The organism is Citrobacter sp. MGH103 (assembly GCF_001034475.2).
Lineage (GTDB): Bacteria > Pseudomonadota > Gammaproteobacteria > Enterobacterales > Enterobacteriaceae > Citrobacter > Citrobacter freundii.
Genome location: NZ_CP073043.1, coordinates 4818029 through 4834590 on the forward strand (window position 1 = coordinate 4818029; position 16562 = coordinate 4834590).

The 16562-nt window shown below is 54.2% G+C and carries 16 protein-coding genes; 5 read left to right on the plus strand and 11 right to left on the minus strand.

All coding sequences use genetic code 11. The features are described 5' to 3' along the window. Nucleotides 1-3: 3 nt before the first annotated feature. A complete protein-coding gene (gene recQ, locus SK33_RS23185; RefSeq protein WP_003017915.1) occupies nt 4-1833 on the minus strand; it encodes an ATP-dependent DNA helicase RecQ in 1830 nt (609 codons plus the stop codon). Nucleotides 1834-1921: 88 nt separating this feature from the next. Further along, nucleotides 1922-2791: a phospholipase A gene (gene pldA / locus SK33_RS23190; protein ID WP_003017916.1), complete on the minus strand. Its 870-nt coding sequence runs from the start codon at nt 2789-2791 to the stop codon at nt 1922-1924. A gap of 165 nt (nt 2792-2956) precedes the next feature. Here pldA and yigI point away from each other — a divergent pair, with 165 nt between their 5' ends. Together yigI and rarD are read left to right on the plus strand one after the other, a co-directional pair. Next, nucleotides 2957-3424, plus strand: coding sequence for an acyl-CoA thioesterase YigI (yigI, locus tag SK33_RS23195; protein WP_003017917.1), 468 nt, complete (start codon nt 2957-2959; stop codon nt 3422-3424). Between the two features lie 51 nt (nt 3425-3475). After that, on the plus strand, nt 3476-4369 hold the full coding sequence (gene rarD / locus SK33_RS23200) for an EamA family transporter RarD (RefSeq protein ID WP_048220138.1): 894 nt from the start codon (nt 3476-3478) through the stop codon (nt 4367-4369). A gap of 73 nt (nt 4370-4442) precedes the next feature. Here the strand turns inward: rarD and corA are convergent, their stop codons facing one another. The 8 genes from corA to lptM form a co-directional block, all read right to left on the minus strand. Continuing rightward, entirely contained in the window at nt 4443-5393 is a 951-nt protein-coding gene (gene corA / locus SK33_RS23205; protein WP_003017920.1) for a magnesium/cobalt transporter CorA, read from the minus strand. Between the two features lie 153 nt (nt 5394-5546). Further along, a complete protein-coding gene (gene ysgD, locus SK33_RS23210) occupies nt 5547-5603 on the minus strand; it encodes a YsgD/CorL family protein (RefSeq protein ID WP_212723238.1) in 57 nt (18 codons plus the stop codon). A 148-nt stretch (nt 5604-5751) separates the two neighbouring features. Further along, nucleotides 5752-7914 (minus strand): DNA helicase II, encoded by a 2163-nt coding sequence (gene uvrD / locus SK33_RS23215; RefSeq protein WP_003017922.1) that lies wholly within the window; start codon nt 7912-7914, stop codon nt 5752-5754. Nucleotides 7915-7978: 64 nt separating this feature from the next. Continuing rightward, entirely contained in the window at nt 7979-8695 is a 717-nt protein-coding gene (gene yigB, locus SK33_RS23220) for a 5-amino-6-(5-phospho-D-ribitylamino)uracil phosphatase YigB (protein WP_003017925.1), read from the minus strand. After that, nucleotides 8695-9597: a tyrosine recombinase XerC gene (gene xerC / locus SK33_RS23225; protein WP_003841210.1), complete on the minus strand. Its 903-nt coding sequence runs from the start codon at nt 9595-9597 to the stop codon at nt 8695-8697. Before xerC ends, yigB begins: the two co-directional genes overlap by 1 nt. Next, nucleotides 9594-10301 carry a DUF484 domain-containing protein gene (locus SK33_RS23230; RefSeq protein ID WP_003017931.1) on the minus strand — a complete coding sequence of 236 codons (708 nt, stop codon included), beginning with the start codon at nt 10299-10301 and terminating at the stop codon, nt 9594-9596. Before SK33_RS23230 ends, xerC begins: the two co-directional genes overlap by 4 nt. Continuing rightward, complete coding sequence (gene dapF, locus SK33_RS23235; protein WP_003841207.1) at nt 10298-11122, minus strand: diaminopimelate epimerase; 825 nt, start codon at nt 11120-11122, stop codon at nt 10298-10300. The genes SK33_RS23230 and dapF overlap by 4 nt, the downstream gene beginning before the upstream one ends. A gap of 49 nt (nt 11123-11171) precedes the next feature. Beyond that, nucleotides 11172-11375 carry an LPS translocon maturation chaperone LptM gene (lptM, locus tag SK33_RS23240; RefSeq protein ID WP_003017937.1) on the minus strand — a complete coding sequence of 68 codons (204 nt, stop codon included), beginning with the start codon at nt 11373-11375 and terminating at the stop codon, nt 11172-11174. 138 nt (nt 11376-11513) lie between these two features. Between lptM and cyaY the strand changes: the two genes are divergently transcribed. Beyond that, on the plus strand, nt 11514-11834 hold the full coding sequence (gene cyaY / locus SK33_RS23245) for an iron donor protein CyaY (RefSeq protein WP_003017943.1): 321 nt from the start codon (nt 11514-11516) through the stop codon (nt 11832-11834). Nucleotides 11835-11928: 94 nt separating this feature from the next. Here the strand turns inward: cyaY and cyaA are convergent, their stop codons facing one another. Then, nucleotides 11929-14475 carry a class I adenylate cyclase gene (gene cyaA / locus SK33_RS23250; RefSeq protein WP_003017946.1) on the minus strand — a complete coding sequence of 849 codons (2547 nt, stop codon included), beginning with the start codon at nt 14473-14475 and terminating at the stop codon, nt 11929-11931. A 390-nt stretch (nt 14476-14865) separates the two neighbouring features. Between cyaA and hemC the strand changes: the two genes are divergently transcribed. Next, nucleotides 14866-15807, plus strand: coding sequence for a hydroxymethylbilane synthase (gene hemC / locus SK33_RS23255; RefSeq protein WP_003841203.1), 942 nt, complete (start codon nt 14866-14868; stop codon nt 15805-15807). Continuing rightward, nucleotides 15804-16544, plus strand: a complete 741-nt coding sequence (gene hemD, locus SK33_RS23260) for a uroporphyrinogen-III synthase (RefSeq protein ID WP_005133323.1) — start codon at nt 15804-15806, stop codon at nt 16542-16544. Before hemC ends, hemD begins: the two co-directional genes overlap by 4 nt. The last annotated feature ends 18 nt before the right edge of the window (nt 16545-16562 follow it).

The window sequence follows — 16562 nt, forward strand, 5'->3', positions numbered from 1 at the left end:
TGACTACTCTTCGTCGTCACCATCAACATGTGCGCGAATAAGCGCCATAAACTCTTTGCCAAAACGCTCAAGTTTACGCATTCCCACACCGTTGACGCTCAGCATTTCACTCGGTGAAACCGGCATTTGTTCGGCCATTTCAATCAACGTAGCGTCGTTGAACACCACGTACGGCGGGATGTTCTCTTCATCGGCAATGGCTTTACGCAGCTTACGCAATTTGGCGAACAGTTTGCGGTCATAGTTGCCGCCGAAGGATTTCTGCATCGCGCGCGGTTTCAGCGCCACAATACGCGGCACGGCAAGCTGTAGTGGAACGTCACCGCGTAGCACCGGACGCGCGGCTTCGGTTAACTGTAACGCGGAGTGATGAGCAATATTCTGCGTCACCAGGCCCAGGTGAATAAGCTGGCGAATAACGCTCACCCAGTGTTCGTGGCTTTGCTCGCGACCAATGCCATAGACCGGCAGTTTGTCATGGGCCAGTTCGCGAATACGCTGGTTATTCGCTCCGCGCAGCACTTCCACGACGTACCCCATGCCGAAGCGTTGGTTAACACGGTAAATCGTCGACAGCGCTTTACGCGCATCCATGAGTCCGTCGTACTGTTTTGGCGGGTCAAGACAGATATCGCAGTTACCACACGGCTCCTGACGCCCTTCGCCAAAATAATTCAGTAGCACCAGGCGACGACAGGTTTGCGCCTCGGCAAATGCCCCCATCGCATTGAGCTTATGCCGTTCGATATCCAGCAACTGTCCGGCGGGTTTCTCTTCGAGGCAACGGCGTAGCCATGCCATATCAGCCGGATCGTAAAACAGCATCGCTTCCGCCGGTAGGCCATCACGCCCGGCGCGGCCGGTTTCCTGGTAATAGGATTCGATATTGCGCGGAATGTCGAAATGCACCACGAAGCGTACGTTAGGTTTGTTGATCCCCATACCGAACGCCACGGTCGCCACCACGATTTGCAGATCGTCGCGCTGGAATTTCTCCTGCACCTCGGCGCGTACGGCATTTTCTAGCCCGGCATGATAAGCCCCGGCGCTGATGCCACGGCTTTGCAGACGCGCGGCGGTGTCCTCGACTTTAGCGCGACTGTTACAGTAGATAATGCCAGACTTACCGCGCTGCTCTTGCACGTAGCGCATCAGTTGATCGAGCGGCTTAAACTTCTCCATCAACATGTAGCGAATGTTCGGGCGGTCAAAGCTGCTGATCTGAATTAACGGGTCGTTGAGTCCCAGCAGACGCACAATGTCCAGCCGGGTTGTCTCATCCGCGGTCGCGGTCAGCGCCACAAACGGCAGGGTTGGGAAACGTTGGCGCAACTGGCCCAGCGCCGCGTATTCGGGGCGGAAATCATGCCCCCACTGCGAAATACAGTGCGCTTCATCAACCGCCAGCAGCACCGGATTCCAGTGCGCCAGATGCTCAAGGAAGTTATCCAGCATCAGGCGTTCGGGCGCAATGTACAGTAAGCGAATCTGTCCTGTACGACAGCCTGCCATCACCTCAAGCTGCTGCTCACGACTTTGAGTAGAGTTAAGGCACGCCGCCGCCACGCCGTTGGCCAGCAGTTGATCGACCTGATCCTTCATCAAGGAAATCAGCGGAGAAACAACAACGGTGAGTCCGTTTAGCAATAATGCGGGAATTTGATAGCACAGGGATTTACCGCCGCCGGTCGGCATAACGACCAGGCAGTCGCGACCAGAGAGCACGGTATCAATGATTTCTTCCTGACCAGGGCGAAACTGTTGGTAGCCAAAGGTTTCTTGCAAAACCTGTTTAGCGCCCATTTCCAGATTCAACACTTCCGCCTGCGCCACATTAACCCCATTAGCCTGAAATAAAAACAGGCGCTATTTTCAGCGCCTGAGAGAGAAACTGCAATGATTAAAATACTCTCAATACTTATCAGAAGATATCGTTGAGCATCACGCCCACACCAACACGGGTCTGATTGAAGTTATAGTCAATCAGCGATTCGCCGTAACCGCTGTAAACCTGGGTGTAAAGACGCACATGCTTCGTAATGGGGTAACTGACACCCAACTCAGCGCCGCCGTAACCGGTATTCCAGTTGTACTGACCTTTCGCACTTAAGACGGCGTCACCGAGGTGATAACCCAGTTTGAGCTGATAGTAGCCCATATATTTTGTGATATCCGGGTTATCATCAGTGCTGCCGATGACGTACCACGGCTTAACTTCCACCAGCCAGTTACCGTTTTCAGCCATCAGACGAGTATAAAGACGGTTCCAGCTACGCGAGGTCGGATCGGAACGACCGTTGGAATCATGGTTATAACCCATTTCGACATCACGAAGCGTCCAACCGGCAAAGCGGTAGTCGGTGGCGAAACCGAGGAACAATTGCGGTTCGTAGTTGGTTTCGCGAAACGGTGAAGACTCTTCACTGTTAGAAAGCTGCCACCAGGATTTCTGGGTATAGGAGCCGCCGAGTACCGAATTTGGGCCTAATATCCCGCGCCAGAGCGGAAACGCCAGGCTTAGCTGAAACTTAACCTCATCTTTGCGCGCATTTTCGGACCAGCTATAGCTGCTGATCGCCTCTTTGTTCATGTCGCTGGTATTAGTGTAGATAAGATAGTTAGTGTCATAAGGATAAAGCGTGAAAGGGTTGTCATGTTCCTGCAGCATGTTGGCGATAATACTGCCACGAACCGCCGGTGCATCATGAATCTCTTTCACTGTCGCTTCCTGCGCATACGCGGTCAACGGCAGCATGACTGCTGGTAGTAACCATCCCAGAATCGCCCGCATCGGTACTGTTCTCCTGAACCAAAATATTGATGAATTGTATAATTATCTGGCAAGTATTCTACATACTTAGCGAGTTCCTCGTTAGTTATCCCGTCCTAAAGTAGAAAACAACAAATAATAAGCATAATATCAACATTTCATTAACCATTAGGATGTAGGGATCATATGTCTGCCGTACTTACTGCTGAGGAAGCGCTGAAGTTAGTGGGTGAAATGTTCGTCTATCATATGCCGTTTAACCGGGCACTGGGACTGGAGCTTGAACGCTATGAGAAAGAATTCGCTCAATTAGCCTTTAATAACCAACCGATGATGGTCGGCAACTGGGCGCAAAGCATTTTGCATGGCGGCGTGATCGCCTCGGCGCTGGACGTCGCCGCCGGACTGGTGTGCGTTGGCAGTACGCTAACCCGCCATGAGACAATCAGTGAGGACGAACTGCGTCAGCGGATGTCACGCATGGGAACCATCGATTTGCGCGTTGATTACCTGCGTCCAGGGAGAGGGAATCGCTTTACCGCCACCAGCAGCCTGCTGCGGGCGGGTAATAAAGTCGCCGTGGCACGCGTGGAACTGCATAACGAAGAACAGCTTTATATTGCCAGCGCAACCGCCACTTATATGGTGGGGTAAGCGGCCAAAAAAAGGTAAACTGCTGTTACATTTCTGCAATGAGTTTTCCCGATGGATGCTAAACAAACGCGGCAGGGCGTGTTACTCGCTCTTGCTGCTTATTTTATTTGGGGTATCGCACCTGCCTACTTCAAGCTGATTTACTATGTCCCGGCGGATGAGATCCTGACGCACCGCGTCATCTGGTCATTTTTCTTCATGGTGGTGCTGATGAGCATCAGCCGCCAATGGTCGGGTGTCAAAACGCTGCTCCAAACGCCAAAGAAGATCTTCCTGCTGGCGCTCTCGGCGGTGCTCATCGGCGGAAACTGGCTGCTGTTCATTTGGGCAGTCAATAATCACCATATGCTGGAAGCCAGCCTCGGCTATTTTATTAACCCGCTGGTGAATATTGTGCTGGGAATGCTATTCCTCGGCGAACGCTTTCGCCGCATGCAGTGGCTGGCGGTACTGTTAGCCGCCTGCGGCGTGCTGGTACAGCTGTGGACCTTCGGATCGCTGCCAATCATCGCGCTGGGACTGGCGTTCAGCTTTGCGTTCTATGGCCTGGTGCGCAAGAAGATTGCGGTCGAAGCACAAACCGGCATGCTGATCGAAACCCTGTGGCTTTTACCCGTTGCAGCCATCTATCTGTTTGGCATTGCGGACAGTCCAACCAGCCATATGAGGCAAAACCCGATGTCGCTCAATCTGCTGCTGATTGCTGCGGGTGTCGTGACCACCATACCGCTGCTGTGCTTTACCGGCGCGGCAACCCGCCTGCGTCTGTCGACGCTGGGTTTTTTCCAGTACATTGGCCCTACGCTGATGTTCCTGCTGGCGGTAACGTTCTACGGTGAAGTACCGGGTGCGGACAAGATGGTTACTTTCGCGTTTATCTGGGTCGCGCTGGCGATTTTCGTAATGGATGCGATTTATACGCAACGACGGGTACGTCGGAGCTAGGGGATTGCCGGATGGAGCTTCGCTTATCCGGCCTACAAAAGCACATCACCGTAGGCCGGATAAGTCACCGCAATTACAGCCAGTTCTTGCGCTTAAAGTACAGATACGGCGCCAGACCGGCGAGCATCATAAAGACAATCGCCCCAGGATAACCAAAGCTCCAGTGCAGTTCCGGCATGAACTCAAAGTTCATCCCATAGCTGGACGCCACCAGCGTCGGCGGCAGGAACACCACAGAAACCACCGAGAAGATCTTGATGATGCGGTTCTGCTCGATGTTAATAAAACCCATCGCCGCCTGCATCAGGAAGTTAACCTTCTGGAACAGCGATTCATTGTGCGGCAGCAGAGATTCGATATCGCGCAGGATCTCACGCGCCTGCTCCAGCTGACTGCCCGGCAACCGCGCTTTACGCACCAGGAAGTTCAGTGCGCGTTGGGTATCCATCAGACACAAGCGTACCTTCCAGCCGATATCTTCCAGTTCCGCCAGCGTCGACAGCGCTTCGTCATATTCATCGCCCTGACGCCCTTCCATGATCACACGGCTGAGTTTTTCCAGGTCGCTGTAGATGTTTTCGATCTCATCCGCCAGCTGTTCAATTTTGGTTTCGAACAGGTCGAGCAACAGCTCGTAGGCATTGCCATCCACCATAGCCTGGTTACGCGCACGCATGCGGTACAGGCGAAAGGCCGGCAATTCGCGCTCGCGCAGGGTAAACAGACGGCCTTCGCGAATAGTAAATGCGACGGTTGAGTTACCCGCGTGATCGTCGGCGTCTTCATAAAAGAAGAAGGAGTGAATGTGCAGACCGTCTTCGTCTTCAAAAAAACGCGCGGATGCTTCGATGTCTTCCAGTTCAGGGCGCGTAGCCAGATTCTGGCCCAAGTCCTTTTGCACACGGTTTCGTTCTTCGTCATCCGGCTCGACTAAATCGACCCAAACCGAACTGGCCAGGTGCTCGATCTCGTCTGCCTCAAGGCGAGTTAAACGATTGTTTTCCAGTTGAAATGCGCTCAGCATGACCGGGACTCCCAATGCAAAAAATTATCGGACAGTTCGGAGGGCACACAGAAACAAATTGGGTTTCAGACCATTAAACAGCCTGACTCAGCGCGACGGGAAAAACAGAAGGTCGCTGACAACCGCGAAGGCTATCAGCAAAAAGGGATAGCCTTAGGAGTTGATCCTGGATGACAGGATAATGAGCCAGTATCTACTGGGTGTGTCCAAGGCGAATGTCCTCTTAGCGTAATCGTGCGCGCATGTTACGCCAGCAAAATTTTGACGTCAACACGCAACGAAACGCTAGCCTGGATAAATTACCTGCTCATCAGTAAGGCTAGCAGATCGTTACAAAATAATGATATTTTTCTGAAAGTTATACCGTTTCCAGTCGAGCATAGGCCGCCACCAGCCATTTGATTCCCTGCCCCTGGAACGCGACCTGCAAACGACTGTGCTCGCCGCTGCCTTCCAGATTGACAATGGTGCCCTCGCCAAACTTGGCATGGCGTACGCGCTGGCCAAGCTTATAGCCGGTATCGTTTTCCGCCATTGGCGTGCCCATTCGCTGATGGCTTACCGGGCGGCTGACCGTGGCGCGCAGACGTACCTCTTCAACACACGCTTCCGGCAGTTCACCAATAAAGCGCGACGGGCGATGGTAAACCTCTTTGCCGTACAGACGACGCGTTTCGGCGTAGGTCAGCGTCAGCTTTTGCATCGCGCGGGTCACGCCGACGTAGGCCAGGCGGCGTTCCTCTTCGAGACGTCCGCCTTCGTCCAGCGACATCTGGCTGGGGAACATGCCTTCTTCCATGCCGACGATAAACACCTGCGGGAACTCCAGACCTTTCGCCGAGTGTAGGGTCATCAGCTGAACCGCATCCTGCCAGGTATCCGCCTGCCCTTCGCCCGCCTCCAGCGCGGCGTGAGACAGGAACGCCTGCAGCGGCATTAAGTCTTCATCTTCCTCGTTGTAGCTGAACTGGCGCGTTGCCGTCACCAGTTCGTCTAAGTTTTCGATACGCGTCTGGCCCTTCTCGCCTTTTTCCTGCTCGTACATCATGCGCAGGCCGGAGTCTTTAATCACCCGGTCAGTTTGCACGTGCAGCGGCATATCGGCGGTCTCCTGGGCCAGTGCGTCAATCAGCTCCATAAAACGCTGTAAGGCGCTGGCAGCGCGCCCCGCGAGGGCTTTTTCCTGCAACAGCTCACGACAAGCCTGCCACAACGTTAGCTGGCGGTCACGGGAGGTCTGACGCACCACATCTAAAGTACGATCGCCAATCCCGCGGGTCGGTGTATTCACCACGCGCTCAAATGCGGCGTCGTCATTGCGATTAGCGATCAGGCGCAGGTAAGAGAGCGCATCTTTGATTTCCTGGCGTTCGAAGAAGCGCATCCCGCCATAAATCCGATACGGCATGCTGGCCTGTAACAACGCCTCTTCCAGTACGCGCGACTGGGCGTTGCTGCGGTACAGAATAGCGCATTGTTCAAGCGCGCCGCCGTTGTCCTGCCAGGTCTTGATGCGGTTAACCACAAAACGCGCTTCATCAAGTTCGTTGAACGCGCAGTACAGCGAGATCGGTTCACCGTCGACACCGTCGGTCCACAGCTTTTTACCCAGACGCCCGTTGTTGTTCTCAATCAGGGCGTTAGCTGCGCTGAGGATATTGTTGGTCGAGCGGTAATTCTGCTCCAGACGAATGGTTTCTGCGCCCGGGAAATCGGTGAGGAAGCGCTGGATGTTTTCCACCTGCGCCCCGCGCCAGCCGTAGATCGACTGGTCGTCATCACCCACGATCATCACTTTACCGGTATCGCCCGCCAGCAGGCGGATCCAGGCGTATTGAATGTTGTTGGTATCCTGAAATTCGTCCACCAGGATATTGGTAAAGCGTTCGCGATAGTGCTGCAGGATATGCGGCTTGTTGAGCCACAGTTCATGGGCGCGCAGCAGCAGCTCGGCGAAATCCACCAGCCCGGCGCGGTCACACGCTTCCTGGTAAGCCTGATACACTTTCTGCCAGGTTTGCTCAACCGGGTTGCCATAGCTCTGTAGATGGTGCGGGCGCAGCCCTTCGTCTTTCTGACTATTAATAAACCACATCGCCTGACGCGGCGGCCACTGTTTCTCATCCAGGTTCATCGCCTTGATCAGGCGCTTAAGCAGACGCAATTGGTCTTCGCTGTCGAGGATCTGGAAATCCTGCGGCAGGTTGGCATCCATATGGTGCGCGCGCAGCAGACGGTGCGCCAGACCGTGGAACGTCCCCACCCACATACCACCCTGGCTGGTTCCCATGATCTGACCAATACGGTGGCGCATTTCCGCCGCCGCTTTGTTGGTAAAGGTTACCGCCATAATCGAATACGGCGAGTTGTTCTCTACCGTCAGTAACCAGGCGATACGGTGTACCAGCACGCGCGTTTTACCACTCCCCGCGCCTGCCAGAACCAACATGTTGCTGCGTGGCGCGGCCACAGCCTGGCGCTGTTCGTCATTGAGGCTATCGAGCAGGTAAGAAACGTCCATTGGCACCGCCGGAATCAACAGGGCCCAGCCGGACCCCTGGGAATTTATACAGAGTTGTTGGTGATTATATCAGCGAGGTCAGAGATGCCAACTGTGAAATTTCGATATGCGGCAGCAAACGACTGTCAGCGGTGTGCATCAGGTCGGCATTTTCTGGTTTGATCCAGCAGGCCTGCATACCACAACGGATGGCGCCCGCGACGTCTGTCGTCAGGTCATCACCCACATGCAGGATCTCACCCACAGGCATTTTCAGTTTTTCCGCCGCCAGCGTGTACATGTCGCTGAACGGTTTTGATCGTCCGTCGGGACCGGCGCGCAGCACAAACTCAAAGTAATCACCCAGGCCAAACAGTTCCGGCTGCGCGTTACCGTTGGTGATCGCCACCAGCGGCCATTTGCGAGCCAATGCTTTCAGCGTGTCATGCGTCGTCTGTGGGACTTCAATGCGGCTACGCCATTTGGCAAAATTCATCATCGCCGCATTCGCCCCCATTCTGGCTTCTGCCGCTGACAAACCCGCCTCCAGCATAGCGCGTTCTACGGCCCGGTGACGCCATTGGGTAACATCGTGATAGATTTCCGGCTCGGCGTCACGAACGGCCTGACGCAAGCGCTGTAGGTCGCTATTTTGCAGCGAATTCAACGCCGGATGGTAATTCTGTACAAACGCGAGCGCTTCCTGCTCGGTGCGTGTGATAACGGGACGGTTATCGTAAAGGGTGTCATCAAGGTCAAAGGTGAGCGCAGAAATGCGCCCCAAAGGCCGGTAAAAACGCATTATTTCCCCCGTTTGGCGCGCGGATGCGCCGCATCGTACACTGAAGCCAGGTGTTGAAAATCAAGATGGGTATAGATTTGAGTTGTGGAGAGATTGGCATGACCCAATAACTCCTGCACTCCGCGCAGATCGCCGCTCGACTCCAGCATATGCGTCGCAAAGGAGTGGCGTAATTTGTGGGGATGTACGTGGCTGTTCAGCCCCTGCTTGATACCCCATTCAGCAAAGCGTTTCTGCACGTTACGCGCCGAGATGCGTTTGCCCAGTTTTGACAGAAATAGCGCATCGTCATCGCAGCCAAAGAGTCCGCGTAGATCCAGCCAGTGCTCAATCCACGCCACCGCATTGCGGCCAATCGGCAGGCGACGCTCTTTACTGCCCTTACCCATCACCCACACTTCGCCGGTGTCGAGATCGAGATGTTTAATATCCAGCCCAACCAGTTCAGATAAACGCAGACCCGCGCCGTACATCACTTCCAGCATCGCTCTATCACGCACGGCAAGGGGGTCGTTGAGATCGATATCCAGCAGACGATTAACGTCGTCGACATCGATATTTTTAGGCAGATGACGCGGTGCTTTCGGCGCGGAAACGCTTTTTGCCGGATTGGCTTTCAGTTCGCCCTGATTAACCAGCCAGTCGAAGAAACTGCGTAACGCGGAGAGACGCAGTGCCAGACTCGCCGGCCCCAGTCCTTTACGACGGCTGCGAACAGCAAAACTGCGGACCATGAGCGCATCACATTGTTGCCAGCTTTGCAGACCGGTCTCTCCGGCTAACGCAATGATGGCATCAAGCTGACGCTGATAATTAAGCAAGGTGATCGGGCTAAGCTGACGCTCAACGCCCAGATAGCGCAAAAAGCGCGCCACATCCTGAGAAAGGGGTGAATCGGTCATACGCGTTCAATCCAGCGCTCCAGCAGCTCCGGCAACATCAGCGAGATTTCCTGCAGCAATTGCGTGCCTTGCCCCTGCTGGTAATGATTAACATCACGACTGCTAAACAGCATCACGCCAAGGGATCCATCCTGCCCGAGCATCGACATCGCGACTGAGCCGATGGCTTTCGCCTCCGGCATCATCACCAGCAATTCCGGACCATTAAGCGGCCCAAGATAGTGCTGCGACTGGCCCAAACGCTGGATACGCAACGGTTCAAAAGCCTGACGGCTTAATGCCAGATGGGTGAATTTTGATGGCGCGCCAAGTCGCCAGCGATCCGGGAAAAGACGAACCGTCGCTCCGGCCAGCCCTAGCTCACGCGCCCAGCGATGCAAGCGCATCAGCATGTCGTCAAGACTGCTGGCCGACACCAGCCGGCCTTGCAGACTTAACAGACGATAGAACAGGCTTTCATTGGCGTTGGCTTGTTCCATCAACAACGCCATGTTCTCTTCCAGCACGTTAATATGATTACGCGCCCGCGCCATATGCCATTCCACTAAAGAGACCGTGCCCCGCACTGGGTGCGGAACTCGCATCGCTTCAACGGCCTGGGCATTACGGATAAAAAACTCAGGATTACGTTGCAGATAATCGACGACCGCCCGATCGTCGAGCTCCATGAGCGTTTCCTGTAGTTCTTCCCCTGGTTGCTTCATAAGTGAATAAATCCGTCGTAGACATGTGCCGCCGGGCCAGTCATATACAGCGGATGACCCGGACCTTTCCAGGCGATATCAAGTCGACCGCCCGGTAATTCCACCCTCACTTCTTCTGCCAGCAGCCCCTGCTGGATACCGACTGCAACGGCTGCGCATGCACCGCTGCCGCAGGCCTGCGTTTCACCCGCGCCGCGCTCATAGACGCGCAGTCGGATATGCTCGCGTTTTACCACCTGCATAAATCCGATGTTGGCGCGTTCAGGGAAGCGTTCATGGCTTTCCAGAACCGGTCCCAGTGTTTCTACCGTGGCCGTATCAACATCATCAACCTGAATCACGCAGTGCGGGTTCCCCATTGAAACCACGCCGCACAATACTGTCTGTTCGGCCACGCGCATAATATAGGTCTTCTCTGCTTTGTTAGCGCGAAAAGGCACCTGCGAGGGTTCAAAATTGGGTTCGCCCATATTCACCCGCACCAGCTCGTCGTCGGTTACGGTTAATACCATACGACCATTCGCGGTACTGACGCGAATATCGCGCTTATTGGTCAGCCCTTTCAGGCGAACAAAACGAGCAAAACAGCGGGCGCCATTGCCGCACTGTGACACTTCACTGCCGTCGGCATTAAAAATACGGTAGTGGAAATCCAGCTCCGGATCATACGGAGGTTCAACCACCAGCAGTTGATCAAATCCAACGCCGAGATGTCTGTCGGCCAGGCGGCGGATCAGCTCTGGTGAGAAAAAGACATTCTGCGTTACCGCGTCGACGACCATAAAATCGTTGCCAAGGCCATGCATTTTAGAGAATTGCATCATTCACTCCGTTCACGCGGGTACAGAAATGTAAAATCTATTCCTGCCGTTAGTAATTCACCTGAGAAGGCCCATCACTAATCCCACGATCGTTTTTCTCAGGCGTGGTGGATTGCGATTGCGGCTGAACGCTCTTGGTCGGAGGCGGCGCGGTTTTATCAGCTGGCGGGAAATAGAGCGGGCCTTTTAGCCCACAGCCCGTCAGGCTGAACAGAGTAAAAATGACAGCGAGTGGCTTTAACACGTTTTTCATTATTGATTGCCTGTAAAGTTCATGCTTTCTGTTTTCTATCATCGCAGGAGAAGGCGTAAAAGCAAGAGTTTGGCTAAAAACTGCATCGCGATTTATTCCACGTTATACTGCGGGCATCACGAAAAATAGGATAAGAAAATGAACGACAGTGAATTTCATCGCCTTGCTGACACCCTGTGGATGACCATTGAAGAACGTCTGGATGACTGGGATGGCGACAGCGATATTGATTGTGAGATCAACGGCGGCGTTCTGACCATCAGTTTCGAAAACGGCAGCAAAATTATCATTAACCGTCAGGAGCCGCTGCACCAGGTATGGCTGGCGACCAAACAGGGCGGCTACCACTTTGACCTGAAAGGCGACGAGTGGATCTGCGACCGAAGCGGCGAAACGTTCTGGGATCTGCTGGAACAGGCGGCAACGCAGCAGGCAGGTGAAGAGGTGAGCTTCCACTAAGTGTGATTGCCGGATGCGCTTCGCTTATCCGGCCTGGGTATCTCGCGCATTTGGAGGCCGGATAAGGTGTTTACACCGCCATCCGGCACTATGCTTAAGAGAAATACTGCTGCAACTGCGGCGCGTCGTTATCCTGATTGACGGGCGGAACAGCGCTAATCGGCTGGGTGCGGAACGGAATCACCTGCGCGCGCCCGTCGGTTTTCACAATCTGATAGAACTGCGGCAGGTTAAAGTTGATGAAGCTGGAGCCGTAGGTAAAACGATCGTGCGACGATGAGTAGAAACGGCTGACGTCGCGTACCAGTTCCTCTTTACTACCTTCGCAGTGGTGATACACCTCAGCCCGATTGCTTTCGTCCAGAATGTAGATATTAAAGCCCTGCTCATCACCCGTTTCTTCGAAAAAGAACTGAATAATCCCTTCACTGGCAAAACCGTCTACCACCGACGGCAGTTTCACATGGTTGGTCTCAACCTGGACGGAAAGCCCGTGCAGTTTGTTATGTGAAATCGCGCCATAGAATTCAATCGCGTTTTCCAGCTTCTGCACCGAAACGTTCAGGCGCTCGAAGAACAATCCCCACGTCTGGCCGGAAACACGCAGCGCTTTGAAACGTCCGGTTTCCTGACGGGTGCTGGAGAGGCGTAATTCGATGCACTCAGACACCAGTTGCTGAACGCGGGTACGAATTAAACCGCGCAGATGCTGGCTATAGCAGAAGACCTCGACGCTATCTGGCGGCGCGGCATCCTGGTGCATTTTGCCCAGAATCGTTTTTAACGCTTCAATCATCGCCTGCTCGCCGTTGAAGTGCAGCGTACGCACCTCATTCCACGAGTTGCGGTACAGCAGGTCTACGCTACCCACCAGGCATTTTTGCTCTTCACCAAAACTGAAGACGTCCAGCTTACGGAAATCAAAATGCACCACCTGATTGCGAAACGCTGCCGTCGGGTCATATTCGAGGTTAACGATAATCGCCAGATGGCGAATTTCGCATGGGCTATAGAGCGCTTTCGGCGTTGGCGCAGGCAGTCGCAGCGGGAAGTGGTGCGACACATCGGCGACCATTTCCTGCAGCTTCGGCAAATCAACAATGCCGTTGCCCTTAATAAACAAATGCGTACGCGAGGTCAGCAGGCCATTGAACCAGGCCCACGCCACCAGCTTGTTGAGATAGCGGTTATATTCCAGCGGCTGATGGCTGATGATCGAGTCCATGTTAGGCGCGCGGTTGTAGAGATACCAACCCGAACGGTTGGCACGACCCGGCGGTACATGGATAAAGGTCAGATTCGGTTCCGAGAGATCCGGAGATATCTGCGGGTTCACCAGCGTGACCTTACCCGGCAACGCTTCAAACGCAGCATACAGCTTACGGGTCAGCACACCGATATCCTGCGGACTGGCGCTGACGCTGAGGTTATTGCGCCGCGCAAAGCGGATCAGGTTACGATAGCTCTGCATCATCGCATCGAGCAGTTCGTTATGCGCTTCACGTACCTGGTCAATCTTCCAGTTAGCGCGGTTATCCAGCATGGTCAGACGAGTGTCATCCCAGCCCCACTCTTTCACTAACTGACTTAATACTTCACGACGCCAGCCCACGCAGGCGCGCTCACGGCTCAGTTTCTCGCACACTTTTAAGTAGAAACATCGACGTACTAAATCCAGGCGCGTCGGATCTTCGATCGCCGTGAGGTACTCGGTAACGCGCTCCAGCATCATGCAGTAAGGGTCGAGACCAAAAGAGACGATCTCGCCGTCATGCAAGCGCTGTTTAATGTCTTTCGCCAACAGTCGTGGGTTGGGATATTCCCAGGAATAGGCTTCCAGCAACAGCGTTTTCAGTACCGCTTTGTACGGGGAGTCGATACTCTTGTACAACTGCCAGAGGCTGGCGCCAAAGTACTCTTCGGCGGAAAGCGAACTGAGTCCGCCGAGATCCAGCCATTCGTTTGGCGTTAACACCCCCTGTGCGTAGAGCGTCATGACGTAATCGTCGTAGTGCTCTTCTTCGTCGCCCGGCACCATATTCCACAGAATACGTTTACCCGCGAGGCGCACAGCGGTGCGATAGAATTCATCCAGCAACAGGATATGCTGCGTCGAGCCACAGTCTTCACCACCCAGACTGCCGCTTTCATTGTGACGGAAACGGTTTTCGTCAATCAGGAAGAAACTGACTTCCACGCCCAACGAGGCCGCCCAGCTTTCCAGCAGGCTACATTTACGCTGCAGCAGTTGGCGCTCTTCGCTATCCAGCCAGGATTGATGGCAGACCCAGATATCAAGGTCAGACGAACAACTTTGCCCTACCGAAGAGGTACTGCCCATCGAGTAAACGCCGGTGATCGGCAGTTCGCCCTTCGGCGGGTCCTGCGGCGACATACCGCGGTACAGTTCCAGTTCGTTCAGGTAGTGGCGTTGGGTTTCATCAGGCGTGTAAAGGCATATGCCTTTGGGAACGTTACCATCAAGGTAACCCGGCATCAGCGGATGGTGGTAGTGCAATAATGTCGGCAGCAGACTGTATACCTGCTGGAAAGCAGGTCCCATGGCAGCAAGCGCGCGATCCACACGCAGTTGATTTATGGCATCCAGTCTCTGTTTCAGAGTCTCAATATAGAGGTACAAGACGTATCGCCTGATGTTGCATCCGTCATGGCGTCGATAGCGGCGGCGCAAACGCTCACCACCCTCGTCATCAGTCCGGATAAACCGTATGTCAAAAATAACCGTTACCTTTTTCCCCTGCACTTTTATTAGTTACAGATGAAAAAATGGTCTAAAACGTGATCAATTTAACACCTTGCTCATTGACCGTAAAGAAAGATGCGCTACATACCAGTGTAGCACCGTTCGTTACGTGTAAATTCCTTCATACGGTCGGGAGGTTTTTCTCGTCATTATTCACTGACAGTGATGATGCAGCGCCTTTCCTCTCACTTACGTTTGAGCGTAACGCTGACATCCCTTTGATAAGGATGTTAGGATGGTCAATGATTGATAATGACGGTAACAAGCATGTTAGACAATGTTTTGAGAATTGCCACACGCCAAAGCCCCCTTGCGCTCTGGCAGGCACATTATGTCAAAGACGCCTTAATGGCAAACCACCCCGGTCTGATCGTGGAACTGGTTCCTATGGTAACCCGTGGCGATGTGATCCTTGATACCCCGCTGGCGAAAGTCGGAGGGAAAGGGTTGTTTGTTAAAGAGCTGGAAGTCGCGCTGCTGGAAAAACGCGCCGATATCGCCGTGCATTCCATGAAGGATGTGCCGGTTGAATTCCCTGACGGTCTTGGACTGGTCACCATTTGCGAGCGAGAGGATCCGCGTGATGCTTTCGTCTCAAATAAGTACAACACGCTGGATGAACTCCCCGCAGGCAGCATCGTTGGGACATCCAGTTTGCGTCGCCAGTGCCAGTTGGCGAAGCGTCGCCCGGATCTCGTCATCCGTTCGCTGCGCGGCAACGTAGGCACGCGCCTCAGCAAACTGGATAACGGCGATTATGACGCCATTATTCTGGCGGTCGCTGGATTAAAACGTTTAGGTCTTGAGTCGCGAGTCCGTACCGCTCTGCCGCCGGAAGTCTCCCTGCCCGCTGTCGGACAAGGCGCAGTAGGCATAGAATGTCGACTGGATGATATGCGCACTCAGGCGCTGTTAGCGCCGCTCAACCATGAAGAGACGGCGCTACGCGTCAAAGCAGAACGCGCCATGAACACCCGCCTGGAAGGGGGATGTCAGGTACCTATTGGTAGCTATGCCGAAATCATCGACGGTGAAATTTGGCTACGTGCGCTGGTCGGCGCGCCAGACGGTTCACAGATGGTATGCGGAGAACGTCGCGGCGCCACACAGGATGCCGAACAGATGGGCATCTCTCTGGCAGAAGAACTGCTGGAGAACGGTGCGCGCGCCATTCTGGCTGAAGTTTATAACGGAGAAGCACCCGCATGAGTATTCTGGTCACCCGCCCGTCTCCCGCTGGGGAAGAGTTAGTGAGCCGTCTGCGCACACTGGGGCAGGTGGCCTGGAGTTTTCCGCTCATCGAGTTTTCACCTGGTCGGGAACTGGCAACGCTTGCTTCCCGACTGTCGGCGCTGACGGAGAACGATCTGGTCTTCGCCCTCTCGCAGCACGCCGTTACCTTTGCAGATGCCGAGCTTCAGCAGCAAGAGAAAAGCTGGCCATCCCTTCCGCGGTATTTTGCCATTGGCCGTACAACGGCGCTGGCGCTGCATACTGTTAGCGGCTTCAATATTCACTACCCTCTGGATCGGGAAATTAGCGAAGTCTTGCTACAATTACCTGAATTACAAAATATTGCGGGAAAACGCGCGCTTATATTACGCGGCAACGGTGGCCGTGAGCTGATAGGTGAAACCCTGACGGCACGCGGAGCCGATGTCGATTTTTGTGAATGTTATCAACGCAGTGCAAAATATTACGATGGTGCAGAAGAAGCGATGCGCTGGCAATCCCGTGGCGTAACCACGGTGGTTGTCACTAGCGGAGAGATGCTACAACAACTCTGGACGCTCATTCCACAGTGGTATCGTGAGCACTGGTTACTACGCTGTCGGCTGCTGGTCGTCAGTGAGCGTCTGGCGCACCTCGCCCGGGAACTGGGCTGGCAAGATATTAAGGTCGCTGATAACGCCGACAACGATGCGCTACTACGCGCATTACAATAACTCTCATAATGGGATGCC